Source organism: Candidatus Eisenbacteria bacterium (genome assembly GCA_005893275.1).
Taxonomy (GTDB): domain Bacteria; phylum Eisenbacteria; class RBG-16-71-46; order SZUA-252; family SZUA-252; genus WS-7.
On record VBOW01000025.1, the window covers coordinates 1 to 22,542 of the forward strand.

At 68.0% G+C, this 22,542-nt stretch carries 19 protein-coding genes and 3 tRNA genes; 1 reads left to right on the forward strand and 21 read right to left on the reverse strand.

Annotated features, from left to right (window positions below; all coding sequences use genetic code 11):
• Both E6K76_05710 and E6K76_05715 read right to left on the reverse strand, forming a co-directional pair.
• Nucleotides 1-1,372, reverse strand: a 1,372-nt coding sequence (locus tag E6K76_05710; GenBank protein ID TMQ59129.1) for an amidase, incomplete at its 3' end; no start/stop codon positions are given.
• The gene (locus E6K76_05715; GenBank protein ID TMQ59092.1) at nucleotides 1,318-2,001 is read right to left on the reverse strand and encodes an OmpA family protein; all 684 of its coding nucleotides are present in this window, start codon (nucleotides 1,999-2,001) and stop codon (nucleotides 1,318-1,320) included. The genes E6K76_05715 and E6K76_05710, both read right to left, overlap by 55 nt.
• Here E6K76_05715 and E6K76_05720 point away from each other — a divergent pair.
• Nucleotides 1,990-4,158 (forward strand): O-antigen ligase family protein, encoded by a 2,169-nt coding sequence (locus E6K76_05720; protein TMQ59093.1) that lies wholly within the window; start codon nucleotides 1,990-1,992, stop codon nucleotides 4,156-4,158. The two genes, E6K76_05715 and E6K76_05720, sit on opposite strands and share 12 nt — an antisense overlap.
• A 32-nt stretch (nucleotides 4,159-4,190) precedes the next feature.
• Here the strand turns inward: E6K76_05720 and E6K76_05725 are convergent, their stop codons facing one another.
• The 19 genes from E6K76_05725 to E6K76_05815 form a co-directional block, all read right to left on the reverse strand.
• Nucleotides 4,191-5,207 carry an RNA polymerase sigma factor RpoD/SigA gene (locus E6K76_05725; protein ID TMQ59094.1) on the reverse strand — a complete coding sequence of 339 codons (1,017 nt, stop codon included), beginning with the start codon at nucleotides 5,205-5,207 and terminating at the stop codon, nucleotides 4,191-4,193.
• A gap of 30 nt (nucleotides 5,208-5,237) precedes the next feature.
• Entirely contained in the window at nucleotides 5,238-5,522 is a 285-nt protein-coding gene (locus E6K76_05730) for an acylphosphatase (protein ID TMQ59130.1), read from the reverse strand.
• A 63-nt stretch (nucleotides 5,523-5,585) separates the two neighbouring features.
• Nucleotides 5,586-5,659 (reverse strand) — tRNA-Pro (locus E6K76_05735).
• A gap of 75 nt (nucleotides 5,660-5,734) precedes the next feature.
• A complete protein-coding gene (locus tag E6K76_05740; GenBank protein TMQ59131.1) occupies nucleotides 5,735-6,361 on the reverse strand; it encodes a protein-L-isoaspartate(D-aspartate) O-methyltransferase in 627 nt (208 codons plus the stop codon).
• 22 nt (nucleotides 6,362-6,383) lie between these two features.
• A complete protein-coding gene (surE, locus tag E6K76_05745; GenBank protein ID TMQ59095.1) occupies nucleotides 6,384-7,142 on the reverse strand; it encodes a 5'/3'-nucleotidase SurE in 759 nt (252 codons plus the stop codon).
• Nucleotides 7,142-7,840 carry a glycosyltransferase family 2 protein gene (locus tag E6K76_05750; protein ID TMQ59096.1) on the reverse strand — a complete coding sequence of 233 codons (699 nt, stop codon included), beginning with the start codon at nucleotides 7,838-7,840 and terminating at the stop codon, nucleotides 7,142-7,144. Before E6K76_05750 ends, surE begins: the two co-directional genes overlap by 1 nt.
• Nucleotides 7,804-8,769 (reverse strand): hypothetical protein, encoded by a 966-nt coding sequence (locus tag E6K76_05755; protein TMQ59132.1) that lies wholly within the window; start codon nucleotides 8,767-8,769, stop codon nucleotides 7,804-7,806. The genes E6K76_05750 and E6K76_05755 overlap by 37 nt, the downstream gene beginning before the upstream one ends.
• Nucleotides 8,730-8,806, reverse strand: a tRNA-Pro gene (locus E6K76_05760). Before E6K76_05760 ends, E6K76_05755 begins: the two co-directional genes overlap by 40 nt.
• A gap of 107 nt (nucleotides 8,807-8,913) precedes the next feature.
• Nucleotides 8,914-9,246 (reverse strand): MerR family transcriptional regulator, encoded by a 333-nt coding sequence (locus E6K76_05765; protein ID TMQ59133.1) that lies wholly within the window; start codon nucleotides 9,244-9,246, stop codon nucleotides 8,914-8,916.
• Nucleotides 9,247-9,304: 58 nt separating this feature from the next.
• Nucleotides 9,305-10,333, reverse strand: coding sequence for an NAD(P)-dependent glycerol-3-phosphate dehydrogenase (locus E6K76_05770; protein TMQ59097.1), 1,029 nt, complete (start codon nucleotides 10,331-10,333; stop codon nucleotides 9,305-9,307).
• Entirely contained in the window at nucleotides 10,330-10,977 is a 648-nt protein-coding gene (gene plsY, locus E6K76_05775) for a glycerol-3-phosphate 1-O-acyltransferase PlsY (GenBank protein ID TMQ59098.1), read from the reverse strand. The genes E6K76_05770 and plsY overlap by 4 nt, the downstream gene beginning before the upstream one ends.
• Nucleotides 10,978-11,011: 34 nt before the next feature.
• Nucleotides 11,012-12,325, reverse strand: coding sequence for a ribosome biogenesis GTPase Der (der, locus tag E6K76_05780; GenBank protein TMQ59099.1), 1,314 nt, complete (start codon nucleotides 12,323-12,325; stop codon nucleotides 11,012-11,014).
• Between the two features lie 8 nt (nucleotides 12,326-12,333).
• The gene (locus E6K76_05785; protein ID TMQ59100.1) at nucleotides 12,334-13,614 is read right to left on the reverse strand and encodes a DUF512 domain-containing protein; all 1,281 of its coding nucleotides are present in this window, start codon (nucleotides 13,612-13,614) and stop codon (nucleotides 12,334-12,336) included.
• A gap of 127 nt (nucleotides 13,615-13,741) precedes the next feature.
• Nucleotides 13,742-13,816, reverse strand: a tRNA-Gly gene (locus E6K76_05790).
• 26 nt (nucleotides 13,817-13,842) lie between these two features.
• Nucleotides 13,843-14,835 (reverse strand): tRNA (adenosine(37)-N6)-dimethylallyltransferase MiaA, encoded by a 993-nt coding sequence (miaA, locus tag E6K76_05795; GenBank protein ID TMQ59101.1) that lies wholly within the window; start codon nucleotides 14,833-14,835, stop codon nucleotides 13,843-13,845.
• The gene (gene mutL / locus E6K76_05800; protein TMQ59102.1) at nucleotides 14,786-16,549 is read right to left on the reverse strand and encodes a DNA mismatch repair endonuclease MutL; all 1,764 of its coding nucleotides are present in this window, start codon (nucleotides 16,547-16,549) and stop codon (nucleotides 14,786-14,788) included. The genes miaA and mutL overlap by 50 nt, the downstream gene beginning before the upstream one ends.
• Nucleotides 16,550-16,552: 3 nt before the next feature.
• Entirely contained in the window at nucleotides 16,553-17,767 is a 1,215-nt protein-coding gene (locus tag E6K76_05805) for an aminopeptidase P family protein (GenBank protein ID TMQ59103.1), read from the reverse strand.
• Nucleotides 17,768-17,808: 41 nt separating this feature from the next.
• A complete protein-coding gene (locus tag E6K76_05810; protein ID TMQ59104.1) occupies nucleotides 17,809-20,118 on the reverse strand; it encodes a GAF domain-containing protein in 2,310 nt (769 codons plus the stop codon).
• 203 nt (nucleotides 20,119-20,321) lie between these two features.
• Nucleotides 20,322-22,523 (reverse strand): hypothetical protein, encoded by a 2,202-nt coding sequence (locus E6K76_05815; protein ID TMQ59105.1) that lies wholly within the window; start codon nucleotides 22,521-22,523, stop codon nucleotides 20,322-20,324.
• Nucleotides 22,524-22,542 lie beyond the last annotated feature (19 nt).

Consider the following 22,542-nt stretch of genomic DNA (forward strand, 5'->3'; position numbering starts at 1 on the left):
AGAGCCCCTGCGCGAGAGCCCAAAGAACCGACTCCCGTCCCGGGGCGGCGACAAGCTGCATCCCGACCGGGAGCGCGCCCACCTTGCCGACAGGCACGGCGAGAACCGGCACCCCCGCCAGGTTGAACGGAGCGGTGAGGCGCGTCATCAAGGTCCCCAGCACCGCGCCCTCGCGATCTCCGATCACCGTGGCAGGAACGGGCGACGTGGGGACCGCGAGCACCGCATCGGCCCCGAGTAGCCGCGTGAGGTACGCGGTCCAGTCGCGCTGCACGTCCCGGGCGCGGGCGTAGTCCACCCCGCGGTGCTTGAAGCCGGTGCTCATGCGCTCCGCCACCGATGCGCCGAACCAGTCCGGATGCTCCTTGAGCTGCTCCTCGTGGAGCGCGGCCGCGTCGCAGAAGAGGATCACCGTGTTCGCGTCCAACACGGCCTCCACGCCGGCGACCTCGACCGACTCCGTCTTCCCTAGCCGCGAGGCTGCCGCGCGCACAAGGTCCGTGATCGCACCGTCGACATCGTCGAAAAAGAAGCTCCTCGGGAGAAGAATCTTCGGGCGTGCAATCGTGCGGCGGCGAAAATCGGAGATCGCTTCGAGCAGGAGAAACGCGTCCTCGACCGAGCCCGCCATCGGACCCGCGTGATCGAGCGAGCGCGAAAGCGGCGTGACGCCGCCCAGGCTCACGAGCCCATACGTCGGCTTGAGCCCGACCACCCCGCACAGGGCGGCCGGGATGCGGATCGATCCGCCCGTGTCGGTTCCCAGCGCCAGGACCGTGAGCCCCGCGGCGAGCGCTGCCCCCGACCCACCGGACGACCCTCCCGGGATCCGTTCCGTATCGTGTGGGTTCCGCGTGGGACCGAAGTGGGGATTGTTGGTGCTGACGCCGAACGCCCATTCGTGAACCGCGGTCTTCCCTAAGAGGACGGCCCCCGCCGCGCGGAGCCGACCCACCACCTCAGAATCGCCACGGGCCGGGGGCGGATGAAAACCAGGGTGCGCGCCCGCCGTCGTGACATGCCCCGCCACATCGAAGAGATCCTTGACCGCGATCGGAACGCCGTGGAGCGGGCCGCGGTCCAGGCCCTCGCGCAGCTCTCGCGTCGCTCTCGCGGCCGACTCCCGCGCCTCGGATGCGAAGACTTCGTAGAAGGCGTTGAGCCGCGGATTCTCTCGCTCGATCCGCTCGAGGAGATCCCCGGTCAGCTGCTCGGGCGTGAGGGAGCCGTCTCGGAATTTTCGGCCGGCCAAGGCGGCCGTGATCGCCACGCTGCTCCGTGTGCCCGTCAAGCTCCCGGGGGATCCCAACTCGGACCTCAGCGCGACGCCGCCTGACGCTTCGCTTGCTCCTGCAGATCGTCGCTCGCGTATATCGCGACCTCGACGCGGCGATTTCGCCGTCTGCCCGCGTCCGTCTCGTTGGTCGCGACCGGCTCGCGTTCCCCGCGTCCCCGGGCATCGACCCGGGTCCTGACTCCCCGGGATTCCAGGTAGCGGGCCGCCGACTCGGCGCGTCTCTGCGAGAGGTCCTGGTTGTAGGAGTCCGTCCCGACCGCGTCGGTGTGCCCCACGATCATCAGGTCCGTGTCGGGATACTTGTCGATGCTTCGTGCAAGCTCGTTCAAGTTGGCGCGGGCATTCCCCCGGACCACATCCGAGTCGAAATCGAACAAGAGCCCGGAGGCAAACGTGACCTGAATCCCCTCCCCCACGCGCTCGACGACCGCTCCCGGGATGTTCTGCTTGAGCTCCCTCGCTTGCCGATCCATCCGATGCCCGATGATCGCCCCCGCCACTCCTCCCACCGCCGCTCCGATGATGGCGCCCCGCGCGGTCGACCCGGTCTGCTTGCCGATCACGGCGCCCGCAGCGCTCCCGGCCGCGGCGCCGATGATCGCGCCTTTTTGCTCCTTGCTCATCGAAGAGCACGCGGGCACCCCGGCCAGGATCAGCGCGGCAAGCAGGATCCGCGGGCCACTGGAAATCGAATGATGTCGCATGTTCTCCTCCCGTTCGTCCGTGCCTCTCCACCCCCGACAACATGCATGGTAAGCCAGATGCTAGACTCCCCGCCACCCATGACCTTCCCCGGAATCATTCTCTATGCCCTGATTGCGCTCGTGCCGGCCGTTTTCTATCGTGGAACGACCGAGGTCTTCGAGTTTCCCAAGACCGAGCTCCTCGCAACGGGCGCCCTCATCCTGAGCGGAATCTACGCGGCGGGCCAGGTCGCGCGCGCCCGGGCCGCGGGCGCTCGGGCATGGCTCGCGGCGCTGCCCGAGCGTGCCGTAGCCCGCGCCAGGCGCGATCCACTCGGCGCGGCGATCTCCCTTTTCCTCCTGTCCGCCGTTCTCTCGGCGGTCGTATCCATTCGTCGTGACGTGAGCCTCTTCGGGGCTCATGAGAGCGAGGCGGGCCTCAAGACGGCATTCGCTACGGCGGTGGTCTACTTCGCTTCCCGGTCGCTCGGCACCGACGCGCGGCACCTCGACCGGATCGCGGGCGCGGCGGCGGCGGCGCTCGCGATCGCGGTGTCGTACGCGCTCCTCCAGCTCATCGGGCTCGATCCCTTCGAGTGGACCCGCAGCGCGACGCTCGGCGGTCTTCGCCGCGCGCCGGGAACGCTCGGCCACGCGAATCACCTCGGCGCGTGGATCGCGATGACCCTTCCCCTCCTCGCGTGGCTCATCTCTCGGGGGAAATCGTGGAGCGGACGGCTCCCCTGGATCGTGCTCGGGGTCGCATCTCTCCCGGTTCTGGCCGCCACGCTGTCGCGGGGATCCTGGGTCGCGTGCGCCGCGGGGGGGGTGGCCTCCGCGGTCGTCGCCTGGGCGGCGCGCCGGAAAGGGGCCAAGGGGGGCCGATGGCGCCTCGTTTTCGTGGCGGTCGCGCTCGGGGCCGCCGCATTCATGGCGCCGCTCTTGACCCCGCTTCGCCCGGAGCTTCTCCTTCGTTTTCGCCAGATCACGGACGTGAGAGCCCCCTCGACCCAGTCGCGGGTTCACCTCTGGCGTGCGGGCATCCGGATGGCGGCGGATCATCCGGTCCTCGGCGTGGGCACGGACGCCTACCTCGCGGCCTTTCCCCGCTATCGCACTCCCGAGTACTGGCGGATCGAGTGGAACGGGCTTTCGGCCAAAGCCCATAACGAGCTGATTCAGATCGCGGCGACCCAGGGACTCCTGGGGCTCTTCGGGTGCTCTCTCGTGATCCTCCTCGCGGGCCGGGCCGTCCTGCGTGCCTCGCGTCACCCCGACGCGACGATCCGGTCGGGAGCGGCCGCGGCGGCGGGAACGCTCGTCGCCTTTGCCGTACAGGATCTCGCCAGCTTCACCGTGTCTTCGACGGGAGTCCTGGCGGCCGCGGTGGCGGGATGGGCGTCGGGAAACGCCGGGGTCCCGGCGCAGGATCCCTCGTCGCGGGACGCCCGAGGCGCGCCGGCCCATGCGATCGGTCTCGGTGCCGCCGCGGCTGTCTGGGCGTTCCTCGTGCTCTTTCCGTGGCTCGCAGACACCGCCGCGGCTCCCGGGATGCGGTTCCCGATGGCGTCGCCGGAACGCGCCGGGACTCTGCGCCGTGCCGCGTCCCTCGCGCCGTGGGACGGCCGCTACGCGACGGAGCTGGGCCGCACGCTCTTGGCTCAGGCCTTTGCCGTTCCGGACTCAACCCAGCGGCAGGAAGGGCTTGCGCTCGCCTGCGCGGCGCTGGAGCGCGCGGCCCAGATCGCGCCGCGAGAGGGAGAGCTTCACGCCCTCCTCGCGCGCACCATTGCGGCGCAAGCGCCTGCCTCCGACGACGGCCCCCACCTCGACCGCGTGCGCTCAGAATTCGCCAGAGCGATCGCGCTCGAGCCCGAGAACGCGAACGTGCTCGAGCTGGCCGCGCAGGGCTATCTCGACCTGGGCCTCACGGGGGAGGCGCGCGCGGCGGCCCTGCGGTGCGCGGCGCTCTTCCCGGACTACGCCATGCCGATCTCGGATCTGGGAGTCGCCTCGCTCCTCGAGGGGCGGCCGGATGCGGCCGCAGATACCCTGACGCTTGCTCTTCAGCGGAACTGGCATGGAGAGGAAGGGGCGGCGATGGCCGCGAAGAGCAACTACGTCGCGGCCCTGCGTGAGCTGAGATTGCGGGATCTCATGAAAGGGAAGAAGAGGTGAGACCCACGCGGTCCGAGTCCCGCCACGGGAGGTCAGTGCACCGACGTGGATTCGGTCGTGTCCGAGTCGATGAGCTGGCGGATCCGTTCGCGGGAAAGCCCGAACTGCTCCCCCGCCTCGGCGAGGGTGTGCATCTTGTCATCGTAGAACCCGTAGCGCAGACGAAGGATCGCCTCTTCACGCCCGGAGAGCCGCTTCAGAAGCTCGTCGAGGTGCTGGTTTCGCATTTGCATCTCGACCATCTGGTCGATCGAAGGCTGCTGCTCGAGGGCCTCGCTGTCGATCAGGCCGTGGTACGCATCGCCACCCAAATCGACGTCGAGCGTGCGGATCGCGTGGATGAGCGTCCGCAGACGGTTCGCGCGCGTGCTCGGGAGCCCCAGCTCCCGGGCGATCTCGAGCACTTCGGGCCGGCGGTGGAGCTCCCTCTCGAGCCTGCGCTCCGTCGCGACGTACCGGCGCACCATCTGGAGGACGTGGATCGGGATCCGCACCGTTCGCGCCTGGTTCGCCACACCCCGCGCGAGCGCCTGCCGGATCCACCAGGTCGCGTACGTGCTGAAATGGACGCCGCGGTCCACGTCGTACCGGTCCACGGCGGCGATGAGCCCGACGTTTCCCTCTTCGATGAGATCCAGGAATTCCACCCCGCGGTTGCGATAGCTCCTCGCGATGGAAACGACGAGCCTGAGGTAGGCGAGGATGAGCGCCTTCCGCGCGTTTTCGTCCCCTCCGCGCATCGCGGTCCAGAGCTCCTGCTCGTTCTCCCGGCGGAGAAGGGGGTAGCGCTGGATCTCGGTCAGGTAGCGGCGTTCGATGTCGGTGATCGAGTGATCGACGCTGGGCACGGGATCGGGATCGGACCCCGGGTCCACGCTGTCTTCGGGAAAACGGACGCCCCGGAGGCGGGCCTCGGCGAGGAAGGTGTCGAACGCGACCGGGTCGAAGTCGGGCGCGTGGAGGAGCGTGTCGATCTCCTCCGCCTCGAGCGAGCCCCGTTCCAGGCCACGCCGCATCGCCGCGGTGAGATCCGCTACAAATCCGTCCATCTCCTCTCGCATATTCCTCTCACATCCATCTCACATCGGTAGAATCGTGAACCGCGTCATCCCCCGCGGCTCGCCCCACTTCTCCGTGACGCGCTCCACCCGCGCGGCTGGGGGGCCCGTCCGCAACGCTAGCAAGAGTCGGTCCAGCAGTTCCCTTGGACCCTCCGCCTCGACCCGTACGGACCCGTCGCGGCAGTTCTTCACGGATCCCGAGATCCCCAGGTCCTGCGCCACCCCATAGACGAAGGCGCGAAACCCGACCCCTTGGACCCGCCCATGCATGTGAGCGACCAGGCGCCCATGGCTCGATTGCATCATGGGAAAAGGGTCGAGTCGAGCCCCATTGGACCCGGAGTCAGATGAGCAGTCACGTGGATATCGGGGCGAGAGGATTTGAACCTCCGACCCCCTGGTCCCGAACCAGGTGCTCTACCAGGCTGAGCCACGCCCCGACAAAGACTGCGTACACGCAGATCGAGGGACCGGGATTCCCTCGAGACGAGTCTACCAACGCGCCCTTCGGCGGGTCAACCCGGCTCCCCCGCGGACCAGCCCTCGCGTCCGATCAGAGGAACGAACGTGCAGGAACAGAGCACCTGCTCCTTGAGCCCTTCCTCCGCGCGGGTGACCCGAACGAGGCTCTGGTTCGAAGGGTCGCCGACGGGGACGATGCAGCATCCCCCGATCCGCATCTGCTCCTCGAGAAAGCTGGGGATCTTCGGCGCGCCCGCGGTCACGATCACGCGGTCGAAGGGGGCCATTTCGCGCCACCCCAGCGAGCCGTCGCCGATTCGGAAGACCACGTTCGTGTACCCCATGGCGGCGAGCCTCTCCCGGGCCGCGATCCCGATCTCGGGGATCCGTTCGATCGTGAAAACCCGGTCCGCCAATTCCGCCAGGATCGCGGTCTGATAGCCGGAGCCGGTGCCGATCTCGAGCACCTTCTCGTCCCCTTCGAGGCCGAGCGCCTGAGTCATGAGCGCGACCATGAACGGCTGAGAGATCGTCTGCTCCTGTCCGATCGGGAGCGCGTGATCGCTGTAGGCGCGGCCGGCGAACGCCGGATCGACGAAGAGATGGCGCGGCACGGCGGCCATGATCCGGAGCACGCGCGGCTCGTGGATCCCCCGCGCCCTGAGCTGTTCCTCCACCATGCGCCGGCGCGCGACCGCGTAATCAGGTTGTCCCGGCAAGCTTCAACCCCCACGACTCCATCTCGACGATGGCCTTGTAATCCGTCAGCTCGAGCATCAGCGGCGTCACCGACACGTACCCCTCGCTCACGGCGTTGAAATCGCTCAGCTCGTCCTGTTCCCAGGTGGGATCCTCACCGCCGATCCAATAGTAGAGCTTCCCGCGCGGGTCGGTCTTCTCCACGATGACGTCGTGGTACACCCGCTTGCCGAGTCTTGTAACTCGGATCCCCTTCATGTCGGCGCGCGGAATAGGCGGGATGTTCACGCTGACGCACATTCCCGCGTGCATGCCGTGCTCGAGCAGCGACTTCACCAGCTCGTACGCCACCCTGCCCGCCGGCTCGAAGTCGGCGCTATCCCAGCTCGCGAGCGAGATCGCGACGGAGGGAATTCCCAGGAACGTTCCCTCGATGGCCGCCGCGACCGTTCCGGAATAGCTCGTGTCGTTCCCCATGTTCGGCCCGTGGTTGATGCCGGAGACCACGAGGTTCGGCTTCTGCTTGAGGAAGCCGTGCACGCCGAGGAGCACGCAATCGGTCGGGGTCCCGTCCACGCTCAGGATCCCCTCCTCGACCTTCTTGATCCGGAGGGGCCGATGGAGCGTCAGCGCATGGCTCGCCGCGCTCTGCTCCCGGTCGGGGGCGATGACCGTGACGGTTCCGAGCGGCTGAAGCGATCGGGTGAGCGCGCGAAGGCCGTCGGCATGGATCCCGTCGTCGTTCGTGACGAGGATCTCCATCAGCGGATCCAATGCCGTAGGACGAGCCGGACGAATCGGATGGTGTCGCGAAAAGGATCGATGTGGCTTCCGGGGGCGTTGTAAAGCGTCGGGATGGGGGTCGACGTGATGTGGAACCCCTGACGGCCCGCGCCGATCAAGAACTCCGATTCGTAATCGAAGCGCTGGCTGATGGGCCGCACGGAGGCCAGGACCTCGGCGCGGATCGCGCGGTAGCCCGACTGGCTGTCCTGAATCTCCCTTCCGGCGAGGCGCGACACGAACCAGGTCGTGACCGTGTTGGTCGCCCGGCGGAGCCATGGCATTCCCGTCCGGTCCTTGTCCCGCGACCCGATCACGACGTCGGATCCATCGAGCCCCTGGAGCAGCTCCGCGGCGCAGGTAGGGTCATGCTGCCCATCCGCGTCCAGCGTGAGGACCGCCTCCGCTCCGCGGCGCAACGCCTCGTCGAATCCGGTTTGGAGCGCCGCGCCTTTTCCGCCGTTCACGTCGCGGCGGATCACCTCGGCGCCCGCGTCGCGGGCCCGGGCGGATGTGGCGTCGACGGAGCCGTCGTCCACGACGAGAACCGTGAGATGGGGGATCGCGCGCTTCAATCCCCGCACCACCTCGGCAATGGTCGCCTCGGCGTCACGCGCGGGGATCACGGCCATCGCGTTCACTATCCGGCCGCGCCGAAGCTCCGCGCGCCGCGCCATTCGAACCACTGCGTCGGATGCGCGCGAACGTGGGCGTCGAAAAATCGCTGGATCCTGGCCAGCCCCTGCGAAAGCTCGAGCCCGCCCTTCCCCGGATCGAGCGAAAACGGGGCGTCGAACTCGATCTCCAGCGCCCCATCCGCGGCGAACCTGGAAACCCCGGGAATCACGAGCGCCCCCGCGCGGCGCGCGAGGAGGAGCGGGCCACGGTCGATGGGCACGATGCCGTCGGTCCCCGGCTTCCGTCGCGGGCGGTCGACCAAGGCGGCGATCCACCCGCCGGTCTTGAGGGTCCGGAGCGCGGTCATGACCGGGTGGCTCGAGCAGAGCGTGCGCACGCCTCCGCGCGCCCGTTGCTCCACGAAGAAACGGTTTACCGCCGCCAGCCGGTGGGGCGCGGCAAGCGCCTCGACCCCGCCCAACTCCGCGGCGAGCCATCGAAGCGCGCGCTCCCACGGGCCGAAGTGACCGCTCACCAGCACGGTTCCCGTTCCCGAACGCCGCGCGGTGCGGAGCGCCGCGCGCGCCGGCTCGGAGAGGCGTACGCCCCTGCCATCCTCCCTCGGCTCGTGCGCGAGGAAGTCACCGACCGCCCGGGCGAATGCACGGTACGTTTGACGCGCGTCCGGAGGCGGGCCGTGCCGTTCTGCCTCGCTCCAGATCCACGCGAGATTTCGGCTCACGGCGCGCGCCCGGCGCGGATGCGCGAGCACGTAGAGGTCGGAGATCAGGTGGGCGAGCGGATCGACCGCGCGCTGCGGAAGCCGGCGGACCAGGAAGGAGGCCAGGCTATAGCCCAGGTCGGTCACGGATCGCCCTCGGATTCGGGGTCCAACGAGAACGCCCCGGGTTTCGGGGCCGCGGGGCGGGAACCAACAGATCCATTCAATGGTCGGGGCGACAGGATTTGAACCTGCGACCACCTCCACCCCAAGGAGGTGCGCTACCGGGCTGCGCTACGCCCCGACCTCAGGGGTTGATGGAGTTCGAGACGGGGGCATCCTACACGAATCGGCGCTCCTCGGACAAGGCGATTCGGAACGCCCGCCTCCCCGTCGGGACGACTCGGCGCCCTACTTCCTCGCGCGGGCGCGCGAGCCGTTCACGTCGCGATGCAGGATGGTGAGGAGCCCCTCCAGGTCGCGCCTCAGCGCCCGGAGCATCTCCTCGCGGTCCGTGCGGGTGAAGCTCAGCTCGATCTGCTCGCGGCTCCCTCGATCATCCAGCAGCTTCCTGCGCGCCCCGGCGATCGTGAAGCGCTGGTCATAGAGAAGCTGCTTCACCTGAAAGAGCGTCTCCACCTCGCGCTTCCGGTACATGCGCGCCCCGCCCCGGCCCTTCTTGGGCCGGAGCATCTTGAATTGGGTTTCCCAGTACCGGAGCACATGAGGCTTCACGCCGATCATGTCGCTGACCTCGCTGATGGAGTAGTAGAGCCGTCCGGTCGGAATCGATTTCACGCGGTCACCTCCTCGTCAGTGCTCGTGGTTCCGATTTGAGGTCCCGAGTCAGCAATTCCCGAATCGCCGCTTTGGCGCTCTTCCCATCGTAAAGAATCGCGCGGACCTGCTCCGCAATGGGAAGCTCCACGCCGTGCCGCCGGGCAAGGTCCACCGCGGCATGGGCCGTCCCCACTCCCTCCACGACCATCTTCGTCGCGGCGAGCGCCTCCTCGAGCTTCATTCCCTTTCCGATCGCTTCTCCCAGGCGTCGGTTCCGGCTGTGCCGGCTCATCGCGGTCGCGATCAGATCTCCCATCCCGGCGAGCCCCGAGAAAGTGCCCGGGCGCGCCCCGAGCGCCTCGCCGAGCCGCGCGATCTCGACGAGGCCGCGCGTGAGAAGAGCCCCCTTCGTGGAGTCGCCGAAGCCCAGGCCGTCGCAGATTCCGGCGGCGATCGCGACCACGTTCTTGAGCGCGGCCGCGATCTCGACCCCGACCACGTCGTCGTTCGTGTAGACCCGGAACCGTTCGGTCGAAAACACATCCTGGACCAGCGCGGCCGTGCCGGCGTCGCTCGAGGCCGCCACCACCGCCGTGGGCACCTGGCGCGATACCTCCTCGGCATGGCTCGGGCCCGCGAGGACCACGATGCTCCGGTGGAGATTCTGGGGCAGCACCTGGGCGAGCACCTCGCTCATTCGCAGGAGCGTCTTGGGCTCGAGCCCCTTGCTCCCCACCACGATCGCCCGCGCGTTCGCAACCTTGGGGCCCGCCCCCGCGAGGAGCGCGGTGGCGACCTCGCGCATCGCGCGCGATGGGGTGGCGAGCACGATGATGTCGGCCCCGTCCACCGCTTCTTGCGTGGAGGTCGTGATCGCCACGCCGCCCGGGATCGGGACCCCGGGGAGAAAGGTTGCGTTCTCGCGGGTGAGCCGCATCCGCTCGGCTTCCTCCGCTTCGTAGACCCAAAGACGCACCTCGTGCCCCTTGGAATCGAGAAGGATCGCAAGCGTTGTTCCCCAGCCCCCGCCCCCGAGCGTTCCGATCCTCACGAGACCCTCCCCTGCTTCCTATCCAAGATTGGCGGCTCGGTTCCCGAGAGGAGCCGCTCGATATTGGCCTTGTGGCGCACGATTACGAGGAGCGCCACCACCGCCGCGATCACGCTGAGCAGCACGCGGTGGGGGTCGCCCCGGAGAAGGAGCAGGACGAGGAACGGATACGCGAGCGCGGCGCCGATCGAGCCCACCGAAACCCTACGCGTAAGGAGCACGAGCAGGATCCAGAGCCCGAGGGCGAGGAGCGTGGGGGTGGGAGCGATCGCGAGAAAGACGCCGAGGCTCGCCGCGACACCGCGCCCGCCCCGGAAGCCGAGCCAGGGGGAAAACACGTGCCCCACGATCGCCGCCATGCCGCCCGCGATCTTCGCCACGAGGAGCGTATCCGGCGAGGCATCCCCGCCCGCGGCGCGGACCAGGAGGACCGGAATCAGCGCCGCGAGGAAGCCCTTCGCCGCGTCGAGCGCGAACACGAGGATTCCCCAGCGGGCCCCGAGAACGCGGTACGCGTTGGTCGCTCCGACATTCCGGCTGCCCGCCGTTCGCAGGTCGACGCCGCGGGCGCGACCGATCCAGAGGCCGGACGGAAGGCCGCCGAGGAGAAACCCGATCAGAGTGGAGGTCACGAGGAGTGGTATCGGCGTCTCCGCGCTACGGCGGGGGAAGGCCCGCCTATTGGCTCCGCTTCCAGTCGAGCACGATCGGAATCCCCTGGAAGCCGAAACGCTCCCTCAAACCACGCTCCAGGTAACTTACATAATTCTTGATCCGATATCGAGGATTGTTCACATACAAAGCGAAGGTGGGCGGTTTGGTGGAGGTCTGCGCCGCGTAATAGAACTTGAGGTGCTTTCCGGCCGGCGTGGCGGGCGGCCGGACGCGGTTCAGGATGTCGTGCACCGCCTTGTTGAGCTCGGGCGTGGGGATCAATCGAGAGTACTCGCGGTAGACCCGTTCGGAGGCGGGGAGAATCTTCGCGACGCCCGCGCCCGTCTTCGCAGACACGTAGAGGCGTGGGGCGTGCTCCAGGAAGGGGTACATCCGCGTGAATTCCTCCTCGATCGCCTCCCTCGTGGCGGACGGGTCCGAGACGAGATCCCACTTGTTGAAGACCACGACGATCGCTTTCGTACGCTCTTCCGCGAGCGACGCGAGGCGTGCCTCCTGCTTGGCCGGCTCCCGGGAGACATCCACCACCAGGACCACGATGTCGGCCCTGGAAATCGCGCGCAGCGCGCGGGTTATGCCGTAAAACTCGACGGGATCGTGCACTTTGGATTCGCGCCGCATGCCGGCCGTATCGACGAGCACATAGGTCCGGGAACCGTGCCGGATCGTGGTGTCGACGGCGTCCCGCGTGGTGCCTGGCGCCTCGTCCACGACCATCCGCTCCTGGCCCACGAGCCGATTCACGAGCGAGGATTTCCCGACGTTGGGACGGCCCACCACGGCGATTCGGACCGCGTCCGGATCGAGCGCCGCGGGCTCCGCTCCCGGCAGGGCCGAGGTGATGAGATCGAGGAGGTCCCCGGACATGCGACCGTGGAGCGCCGAGACGGGAACCGGATCGCCCAACCCCAGGGCATAGTACTCGGCCAGCTCCGCCTGGGGCCGGGAGGTGTCCACCTTGTTCACGACGAGCACCGCCGGCCGTCCGCGCTTGCGGATGCGATCGGCAACCTCGAGGTCCAGCGGCGTGACGCCCTCCTTCCAGTCCAGCACGAGGAGGGTGAGGTCCGCTTCATCGATCGCGTATTCCGTCTGCCTCATGATCTGACGTTGAATGGGCTGCGCGCTCAGGGGATCGATCCCGCCGGTATCCACGAGCAGAAACGTCCGGCCGTTCCACGTCGCCTCGGCGTAATGGCGATCCCGCGTCAAGCCGGGAAGCTCGTCGACGATGGCCTGGCGCTGACCCAGAATTCGGTTGAAGAGGGTGGATTTCCCGACGTTCGGGCGGCCTACGACGGCGACGATCGGCAGCATGGCCACGCTCAAGCGCGTGACGAATCGAAGCCGATCTGGATCGGAATTCCGAGCGCCTTTCCCAGATCGCTCCGGGTGCGATCGTCGAGGAAAAGCTCCTCTTCCTTGAGGCAGTTGGGAGGGAGAAGCACCCGGTCGAAGGGACCCCTCGCTTCGAGGGCGCGCTGGATGTCCGCGCCCACGAGGAGCCCGCTCACGGTCACGGTGTCGCCGAAGTATTCGTTCCGCACGACGCAGAGGGAGGCGTCGACCGAGGCGGGACGGCGCTCCTCGAGGAGGCGCTCCATCGTCGGCGCGGCGCTCGCGCCGGTCACGATCGCGACCCGCTCGCGCCTTCCGTTTCGCGCACGAACCGTGTCCTTGCCGGAGAGCCACCGGTCCATCGTCTGGCGGAGCATGCCGATCCCGTTTTCGAGCTGCGGGAACCCTTCATAGGCGGCCGCCGGGGGCACCTCTTCCCCCGCCAGCGTGTACATCTCGTCCGCGGCGAATACGACCCTTGTCTTCATGCGGCGCACGAAATCCTTCTGGAATCGGTGCACCTCCCGGAGCGCGGCGACGGCATCCTCGCGGGTGAAGACCCGGAGCTGCGGGAGCCGCTCGCGGTGCTTCGTGAGCCCCACCGGCACGACCGCGATCGTCGCCACTCCCGGGTGGCGGCCGGCGAGCTCCACGATCGATTTCGTGAGGACCGCCCCGTCATTCAGGCCCGGGCAGATCACGAGCTGCGTGTGGATCTCGATCCCGGCGGCGCAAAGCCGGTCGATCTGCTCGAGAATCTTCCCCGACTTGGGATTCTTCATCATGCGCACCCGCACCTCGGGATCGGTCGCGTGCACGGAGACATACAGGGGCGAGAGCCTCTCGTCGATGATCCGCTGGAACTCGATCTCCGAGAGGTTCGTGAGTGTGATGAAGTTGCCGTGGACGAACGAGAACACATAGTCATCGTCCTTGATCAAGAGCTCGCGGCGGACACCCTTCGGATGTTGGTAGACGAAGCAGAAAACACAGTTGTTGTGGCAGCGTTTCGGCTGCCGCGCCTCGAACTCGGCGCCGAAGGGAACGCCGTACTCCCGCCTGCCTTCGACATCGCGCGTCGCGCCGTCCTTCGCGAGGATTCGGATGCGCAGAAATTCCTCGGAAGACTGGGCGGCGAAGTCGATTTCGTCGTGCAACGGCACGTCGTTGATCGCCACGATGCGCTCGCCGCGGCGGATGCCGAGCCGGAAGGCCAGGCCGTTTGGATCGACGGCGGCGACGGTGAAAGGATCACTGAGACCGATCACGGGGGTTCCTCGGAAGAAAAGACACGATGGGAATAAGGCCGAGTGATTCTAAGCACTTCCGGCCTTCCAATCAAGTGTCGCCTGAATGCCGGAGCGGCCCGGCCGGCCCGAGCGCCGAGAAAGAACATGGAGCGGGCAACGGGATTTGAACCCGCGACCTTCAGCTTGGGAAGCTGACACTCTACCACTGAGTTATGCCCGCTCACACGGTGTTGGCCCGGTCCCAGGCTAGGGCCTGTCCACCGCAGGGTCAAGCCGATCTTCGATTTCGCGGGTCGCGCGACCGAGATCCCCTGATGCGTTGAGCTCGATCCACCGTACCCCCCGCGTGTTTCGAAACCAGGTCTCCTGGCGCTTCGCGAGCTGGCGCGTCCTGAGCGCGATCGCGGCACGCGCTTCCTCGAGCGTCATCGCCCCCTTTATATGTGCGAGGAGCTCCCGGTATCCGAGCGTCCGCGGACCCGGCGTGCTCTCGGGCAAAGCGGATTCCAGGAGCCGCTTCGCCTCCTCGAGGAATCCGCGCTCGAGCTGCCGGTCGAGGCGGGCCGCGATCCGATCGCGCAGCGCGGGCCGCGGCCAGCGGAGCCCGAAGAGGAGCGCGGGAAGCGGCGCGCGCGCCTTCTCCCGCCGCAGCGCGCTGATCGGTCGGCCCGTCAGCTCGTAGACTTCGAGCGCACGCACGACGCGCACCGGATCTCCGGGAAGGATTCCCGCCAGCGCATCGGGATCGACCCGCCGCAAATCCTCGCGGAGCGAGTCGAGCCCCTCCTCGCGGATCCGCCGCGTGAGGCGCTCGCGGATCGCGTCGTCGCGCGCCGGCCCTTCGAACAGCCCCTCGAGCAGGGCGCGGATGTAGAGCCCGGAACCCCCCGCAACGATCGGGAGCTTCCCCCGGGATTCGATGTCCCGGATGGCCGCGCGGGCCTCGCGGCCGTAGCGCCCCGCGCTATAGGTCTCGGCGGGATCGAGGAACGCGACGAAGTGATGCGCGACCCGAGACCGATCCTCCGGGGTCGGCGCCTCGGTGCCGATCTCGAGGCCGCGATAGATCTGCCGGGAGTCGGCGCCGACGATCTCCCCCCCGAGCCGCTCCGCGAGGCGCATCGCCACGTCGCTCTTGCCCGACGCGGTCGCGCCGACCAGCACGATGCGACGCGGGCTCGGTGTCTCGCTACCGGCGCCCGAAGCGACGGTCCAGCTCCTCCATCGGGACGCGGACATAGGTGGGGCGCCCGTGCGGATCGCCGTGAGGAAGGCTCGTGGCGAAGAGTCGGTCGAAGAGAGCGCGCCGCTCGATCGGGCTCAGGATCTGTCCGCTCCTCACCGCGGCGTGGCAGGCGAAGGACTTCGCGATGTGCTCCTCGGGCGGCTCTCCGCCCTCCCCGAGGGTGTCCACCGAGCCAAGCACGGCCTTCAGGGAGTCGATCGCGGCCTCCTCGGGTATGGAGGCGGGTACGCCGCGCACGGCGACCTGCCGCTCGCCGAAGAGGGACGCCTCGTATCCGAGCCTTCGCAGGTGCGGCTCCATCATGAGCAGCGCATCCAGCTCGGCGGGCGTGAGGTCCACCACCCTCGGAAACAGGAGCACCTGGCTCGTGCCGGTCCCGCCATAGAGGTAGGCGCGCGCTTCCTCGTAGAGAATCCGTTCGTGGGCTGCGTGCTGATCGACGATGACGAGCCCTCCTCGGATCGGCGCGAGCAGGTAGCGCTCATGGAGCTGCCAGATGGGTATCTCGGGCTCCCCGAGGCTTTCCTGGACGTCCCCCCCTTCTCGCTCCTGGGCCGCGGGGACGGGGGGCGCATAGAGCGCGAGCATGAGCGAGCCCTCGCCCTCCATCCCGGCGGCCCACGCGTCGCCCGTCTCCGGGCGGACCGCGTACGCCCGCGCCCCTTCCGGCCCCGGCTCCGCGACCGATCCCGCATCCGGCAGCGCGATCCCGGCGGGCACGTACCGGCGCATCGCGGCCTCGACCGCGCGGCGGACCACCTGAAACACGCGCGCCTCGTCGCGGAAGCGAACCTCCCGTTTCGTCGGGTGGACGTTCGAATCGACCATCGATGGATCGATCTCGATCAAGACGAGCGCGAGCGGATACCGCTCCCCCGGCAGGAGATTTCCGTATCCTTGGCGCAGGGCGGCGCCCAGGGTGGCGGAAGAGACCACCCGGCCGTTCACGGCGAACGTCTGATGGTCGCGCGAGGCGCGGGCTTGCTCGGGGGCGCCGAGCACGCCGCTCACGTGAATCCCCCCCGCCTCGTGATCGAACGCGGCCGAGCCCTCCTCCGGGCCTTTCCCATAGAGCACATGCCAGCGCTCGAGCAGATCGCCGGATTCGGGAAGATCCGTGTCCTCCCGTCCTTCGACGGAGAATCTCCAATGGATCCGGGGGTACGTGAGGGCGTAATTCCACACCACGCGGCTCAGCACGCGGATCTCCGCCTCGCGCGATTTAAGAAACCGAAGCCGCGCCGGCGTGTTGAAAAAGAGGTCCTCCACGATCACGGTCGTTCCCACCGCGCGGCCGACGCCCGAGACCTGAATCACGGCGCCGCCCAAAGCCTCTACCTGGGTTCCCGTCAGATCCTCGCTCGAGCGGGTGGAGAGCGCGAAGCGCGATACCTCGGCGATGCTCGCGAGCGCTTCCCCCCGAAAGCCGAGCGATCGGATGCGCGCGAGATCGTCCGCGGATTCGATCTTGCTCGTCGCGTGGCGGCGGAGCGCCAAGAGGGCATCCTCGCGCGACATCCCCGCGCCGTCGTCCTGCACGCGGATCAATCGCTCGGGGTGCGAGGCGACATGGATCGCGACGAGCGTGCTGCCGGCGTCCAGCGCGTTCTCGATCAACTCCTTCGCGACCGCGGCGGGGCGGTCAACGACCTCGCCGGCGCGAATTTTTCCTACGACCGAAGGGTCGAGGATGCGGATGGGCGGCATCGATTACCGGAGGGTGAGGATCGGAAGCTTGCGCGGGAACCGCGACAGAAACTCGGCGCCTCGAGGTCCCACCACCACATCCTCCTCGAGGGAAACGAGCCCGTGGTCCGGGAGATGGATGCTGGGCTCGAGGGTGTAGACGCTTCCCTCACGCACGGTTTCGTAGGGAGCCTTTCCATAGCGCTCCCACCGAGGGCCCAGAACCCCGCCTCCGTCGTGAACCGCGCGCCCCAGGTGATGTCCCAAGGCATGCGCGTATTCCGGGTAGCCGAGGGAGGCGAGGTGATCGCGTACTTTCTTGTCGACCTCCCATCCCGCGACGCCCGGGAGGAGCGCTTTCGCGGCCAGCTCGATCGATTCGACGATCGCCGCATAGGCGCGGAGGACCGCGTCGGGTGCTACACCCTCCCCGTCTGCGGCCGCATACCAGACCCGCTGGAGGTCGGAGCAATAGCCGTCCCGCGCGATGCCGAAATCCACGTGGATCACGCTGCCCTTCCGGATGGCTTCGTCACCGGGGCGCACGTGACCCACCGGGGACTTGGCGCCGGCAGTCACGGTCGGGCAATGACGCCGGGACCACGCGGTCGGGCAACCGGCGCGATCCGCCTCGCCGTGAAAGCGCTCCGCGATCTGGCGCTCGGTCATTCCGACGCAGAACTCGCGCGAGACCCGGTCGAACATCTGCTCCGTTTCCGTCACCGCGCGCGCGATCAGCGTGCGCTCCCCGGAGAGTTTCACCCCGCGCAGGAGGGCGAGGAAGCGCTCGGCGGATTGCAGCCGCGCGGCGTACGGCGTCCCCGCGAGCGTTTCCCGGAGGTGATCGTGGAGACCCGCGGTCAGGCCGTCCGCGAGCGCATCGTCTTGAGAGACGTTGATCCCGATCGACCGCGGATCCACCTGGCCCAGGAGCTCCACGAGCGCGGCGCGCGCGCCTTCCTTGTAGGTCCTGACCTCATCGAAGAGACCCGACTGGCCGAGGTCGGGGGCGTCGAACGTGGCCACAAGGGCGAAGGCGCGGTTCGGTGTGATGAGGAAGTAGCTATTCCAGGTGAATTCCTGGTCCAAGAAGAATCGAAGATTGGGGTCCGGGCGCTCCTGCGATTCACGGACGGCGATGAGCCACGCCTCGAGGGAAGAGTCGCGCAGGAATTCCTGCGCTTGGGCGAGCTTTTGGGCGCCCAGGGAGCGGACATCCGTTTCGGCGGAGACGCGCATGATGGAAACATATCCCGGCGCGCCGGGAACGGCAACGAAAACTAGGCGCCCGAGCGGACGAGCGAGAGAAGCTCCCCTCCGGTCGCGATCTCATCGGGGAAGGAATACTGACGTCCCGTGAGCTGCACATCCGACGGATCGGGCAGGGCGCGCACGCTCGGAAGGTGACCCAGAAGCGCCTCGAGTCGTTTGAGAAGAACGCCGCTCTCCTTGTCGCTCGCCGGGGAAAGCACCGCGAACCTCCCATCCGTGATCCGCGCGATCGCGTCCACTTCGCGCACGTTCTTTCGAAGCGCCTGGGCGAACTCCTTCTGGAACGCCTCGCCCCAGGTGGGCCCGTGCCGATCGAGGAGCCGCTCGTACTCGCAAATCGTGCAGATCGTGAGCAGGAACCGCTCGCGGTATCGCTCGGCGCGCTTCACTTCCTCCTGCACGCGGTGCTCGAAGCCCCCCGCCGCCAGGAGACCGGTCAGCGGGTCCGCGACCGTCCGTTCGGTCCTGGCCTCCGCGCGGCGCGCGTTCTCGATCGCCAGGGAGACGTAGAGCGCGAGCTTCCGGAGGCTCTGGATGTCGAGCCGGCTCAGCCCCGGCGCCGGCTCGCCCCCGCGCCGGGCCGCGGGCAGAAGGACGCCGAGCACGCCCGCGACCTCCTCGTCGATCCGGACCGGTATGAATGCGTAGGCTGCGACGCCGTGCTCCTCCATGATGCCTCGCAGCTCATCGGGAGCCAGACCCGAGGAGCTGAGCTCCCGCCTCGATTCGACGGCCCGCCGCGCCAGGGTCGACTCGAATTCAAGCGCGCGCTGTCGCTCGGGCTCGAGCCCCTCGAAGGCACTCCGGAACAGGAAGCCGCCTCCCTCTCCTCGGATCCGCACCGTGTTGAGGCCGGTCGGGAACAGGGAGCGCAGGGCGCCCAAGACCTCGCTCAGGAGCGATTCCACGTCGTGGGAGAGCATGACGCGGGCGGCGATGTCCGCGAGATTCCCCAGGAGCGCGCTCCGGTGGCTCAGCTCCGATTCGTCCGCCTGACCCTCGATCGATCGCGCGAGGAACTCGGCCACCCGCGCGGTGAGCCGCTCGAACTCCTCCTGGTCCGCCGCTGCGCTGCCGACGCACTCGAACGCGAGCAGCCCGAGCGGGCGCGAGCCCATGAGCGGCGCGAGCACGAGATTGGGAAGCGGCTCGCTTGCGTCCGACTCGAACGACCGCCCGGGCCGGGCGGTGAGGAAATAGGACCTGTGCTCCGCGAAGGCTCTCGCGAGGAGGCCATGGTGGAGGGGCAGCTCTCCCTCTTGACCGTAGCGCCCCGCCGAGGAGACCGTGCGAAAGCGATCGAGCGACTCGTCGGCGAGGTGAACCTGGACGGCATCGGCGGCCAGGAGCTCCGCGAGCCTCCCGGCCACCATGCGGAGCCGCTCGGTCAGGTCGAGCCCCTTGCGGCTGAAGGCGATTTCGATCTCACGCCGCGCGCGAAGCTCGAGGGCGTCCCGCTCGCGCCTCGCGACACGGATCGCCCGGTCCAGGATTCCTGAAATCTGATCCGCGATCTCAACCAGGCGCGCGAGATCTTCGTCCTGGAACGCCGTGCCCGCCTTATCGCTGGAGACGTTCAGCACGCCGATCGTCCGGCCGTCGACCTTGAGCGGAGCGCACATGGCGGCCACGATCTGGGAGCGCTGGCGTCCGTCGCGAAAGCGCGGATCGGTGACCCGGTCGTTGATGATGAGAGGCTTTCCGTCGAGTGCGACTTTTCCGGCGACCCCTTCCCCGAGCCGCTGCCGTGAGGTGCGCACGATCTCAGGGGTGAGGCCGTCGGCGAAGGCGATCCGGAGCTCGTGCGCTTCCTCGTCCACGACCATGATCGATCCCGAATCGGCGCCCGACTGCTCGACCGCGAGGGCGAGCACTTCGCGAAAGAGGAGCTGGCGGTCCTCGGAAAGGGCGAGCGCGGCGCGGATGCGGTTCAGCCGCGAGCCGCTCGTCGCCTCGTCGTATTGGTTTTCCCAAAGCTCGATGGGGTTCGTATCCTCGGCGGGTTTCTCCGCCGGCGCGGGCGGCAAGCCCTGCGAGAGATTGTCCAGGGTGACAAAGATCTGCTCGGAGATGCCCGCGCGCGCAAGCGCCGCCGCGCTGGGAGAGGCGAGCGAAGGAAGAGCGACCCGATCGGGTTTGAGCGCGAGGAGGTCGAGCGGTTCGGTCGAGCGCGGTATCTGGAGCACCTCCGCGATCTTCAAGGACAACGCCTCGGGATCGGGGTGCGCGACCAGCACGATTTCCACGTTGGGATCGTGCCGGGCCACCGAGATGAGGTCGACCCGTTCGTCAGGCAAATCCAAGAAAGCGAGCTTCATGACACCCCTGCGTGGCCGGCCAGCCCAAGAGAGCCTTTGATCCGGCCGGGGAAAGCGCAAGGATCGTACCACTGGACGAGGGTCGCCGTCCGGGGATTGGGAATGCCGTGATTGTGGGAGTTAGCGGAGATTTTCGGGGCGCGAGGCGCGCCCCCGTCCGGCGCGCGCCTCGCGCCGGAAAAAAATCATGCAATTCGCACGACTCACCGCGTGACCGCGAGAATCTTTCCGACCGAGACGTTTCGCTGCGAGTCGGAGGCTCGGACGGTGATCGCGTGCTCTCCCGGCGCCAGATCGACCACGTCGAAACGGAACTTTTCCTGCAAGGAATCGAAAATCGAATCCTCCGGAAAGATCTGCTTCCAGTCCGACCCGTCGACCGAGTATTCGATTTTTGCGATCCTGCTGTCAGCGTCGATCGCGATCCCAGAAACGGCGACGGTGCTCCTCCCTCTCACGCCTCCCTCGCGGGTCACCGTGCGCAGGCCTTCGACGCGAGGAGGAATATTGTCGATCAGGAAGGGAGCGCTGACCCGTTCCGTTTTCATCGCGGTCCCGTCCGGGTTGTCCGGCGAATCGCTCGCCTCCAGCTTGAGCCTGTACGTACCGTTCGCGAAGGACTCCGCGTCCCAGCTGAACGCGCGATCGTCCATCTCGCTCGAGAGCGATTTCCAGGCGGTCTCATCGTCGGCCTTGATGTAGAGCTTGTAGCGAAGATTGTCGCCGTTCGGATCGGCCGCTTCCCATGAGGCGCTTCGGATGCCGCGCGCCCAGGCGGCGCTCGCGTCGGAGACCGGACGCGGGCCGGCGCGCGGGAGTGAGAACTCGAGCTTGATCCCGTTCGCGAACGACTGCGAGATCTGCGGCGGGCGGTACTCGGGACCTCCCTCGAAAAAGGGATTCTCCGGGCCGTACAGGGTGACGTTTGCGATCGATGGGGGCAGGTTGCGTTGGAGATAGGCGACCTCGACGGTCGACACTGTCGGTCGATCCCCCGACCCGCGGCGGAACCGGAGCCGGTACTGGAGGAACCTCGCGGGTGGGCTCTCGATCTTGACGTAGCCCTTGATCGGCACCTCGCGCGACCAGCCGCTCCACCCGTCGTCGGGCGTCTTGCTGAACCCGCTTCGGCTCGACCAATGCACCTCCCCGCCCCCCGATACGGCGACCCTCGCTTCCCCCCAGGATGCCACGGAGCGAAGGTCATGCGCTTCCGAGATATACGTCCCCTCGGCGCCCGGCCCGGACCCGAGCGAGTAAAGCAGGCCCGCGTTTCCCGCCGAGGCGTACGCCTCCTTGTCGGCGCGGACCAGCCCCAGGAGCTGCTTCGATTCGGTCGCGCCCAAGAGCGCGAATTTTCGATCCAGTCCGACCCGGAAGAGCGCGGCGGGATTTCCCGTCGTGAACCACACCGATCGCGCGTCCCCGGGGGCCAACGCATAGACGTAATCGCACGGCGGAGCGTAGAGGAGCCGCGCGGAGCCATCCGACTGCACGATGTACACGCCGCACTTGCTCCCTCCGGAGGGGGTGACCTCGATTCCGAGGGATGATCCCCCCGTCGAGGAGCCTCCGCCCCCCGCGCCGCCGCCCCCCGCGCCGCCGCTGCCCGAGCCGGAGCCGCTCTGCCCGCGATTGGTCCCAACCGCGATCGAGCCGTCCTCGAGGACCGCGATCGCCCGCAGCTCTTCCGCGCCCGAATCGTAGATCACCCGTGGGGATCCCCCCGGATCGATCCGGATCAGGAGCCCCTTGGAGGATGTTCCCGCGAGGAGGTCGCCGTCCTTCGCCCACGCGAGCGCGAGGACATTGGCATCGCGTGTATCGGCGAGGAGATACCCCTTGCCCGGGCCGGATATCTTGTAGATGCGCCCTCGGCTGCCCGTTCCTGCGTACAGGGTCCCGTTCTTTCCCAGGAGAAGCGTCCAGACCGACTGCTCCCCCGTCTCGAAGTAGCGGGAGGTGTCCCCGCGCGCCGAAACGCGGTAGATCACCCCGCCCGGCGACGAGCCCGCGTACACGTTGTCGTTCGCGTCGATCACCATGGACATGATCTCGGAGGATCCCGTGTCCCAAACGAGCTGCGCGGGGCGGCCGCGGGACCAGCGGTAGATGCGACCCTCGTCCCCCGTCCCAAAGTAGATTTGGCCTTTCGAATCGCGCGCGAGACACCAGATCTGGGCGACGTCGGGCAGGTTGGACACCACCGAATCCCACGCGGCGCCGAGCTCCACCTGCCCCTCGCTCGTTACCGTAACCCCCGCCACGTCGCCGGAGAGAAAGTCATCGACCGTATCCTGAGTCCACAGGGAGGTCCTCACCGCCCACGCGTGCGAAGCACCGAAGAGGGCAAGGGCAGTCAGCACCACCGAGAATCGCCGCCTCATGGGCAATGGAATGGTCACTCCTTTCATCGAAGCCCCG

Bases quoted from the DNA above. Each gene is read 5' to 3' on its own strand.
- E6K76_05720 (TMQ59093.1), top strand. From the start codon at position 1,990: ATGATGTCGCATGTTCTCCTCCCGTTCGTCCGTGCCTCTCCACCCCCG.
- E6K76_05715 (TMQ59092.1), bottom strand. From the start codon at position 2,001: ATGCGACATCATTCGATTTCCAGTGGCCCGCGGATCCTGCTTGCCGCG.
- E6K76_05725 (TMQ59094.1), bottom strand. From the start codon at position 5,207: ATGGACGGATTTGTAGCGGATCTCACCGCGGCGATGCGGCGTGGCCTG.
- E6K76_05730 (TMQ59130.1), bottom strand. From the start codon at position 5,522: ATGCAATCGAGCCATGGGCGCCTGGTCGCTCACATGCATGGGCGGGTC.
- E6K76_05740 (TMQ59131.1), bottom strand. From the start codon at position 6,361: ATGGTGGAGGAACAGCTCAGGGCGCGGGGGATCCACGAGCCGCGCGTG.
- surE (TMQ59095.1), bottom strand. From the start codon at position 7,142: ATGGAGATCCTCGTCACGAACGACGACGGGATCCATGCCGACGGCCTT.
- E6K76_05750 (TMQ59096.1), bottom strand. From the start codon at position 7,840: ATGGCGCGGCGCGCGGAGCTTCGGCGCGGCCGGATAGTGAACGCGATG.
- E6K76_05765 (TMQ59133.1), bottom strand. From the start codon at position 9,246: ATGATCGGCGTGAAGCCTCATGTGCTCCGGTACTGGGAAACCCAATTC.
- der (TMQ59099.1), bottom strand. From the start codon at position 12,325: ATGCTGCCGATCGTCGCCGTCGTAGGCCGCCCGAACGTCGGGAAATCC.
- miaA (TMQ59101.1), bottom strand. From the start codon at position 14,835: ATGTCCGCGTCCCGATGGAGGAGCTGGACCGTCGCTTCGGGCGCCGGT.
- mutL (TMQ59102.1), bottom strand. From the start codon at position 16,549: ATGCCGCCCATCCGCATCCTCGACCCTTCGGTCGTAGGAAAAATTCGC.
- E6K76_05805 (TMQ59103.1), bottom strand. From the start codon at position 17,767: ATGCGCGTCTCCGCCGAAACGGATGTCCGCTCCCTGGGCGCCCAAAAG.
- E6K76_05810 (TMQ59104.1), bottom strand. From the start codon at position 20,118: ATGAAGCTCGCTTTCTTGGATTTGCCTGACGAACGGGTCGACCTCATC.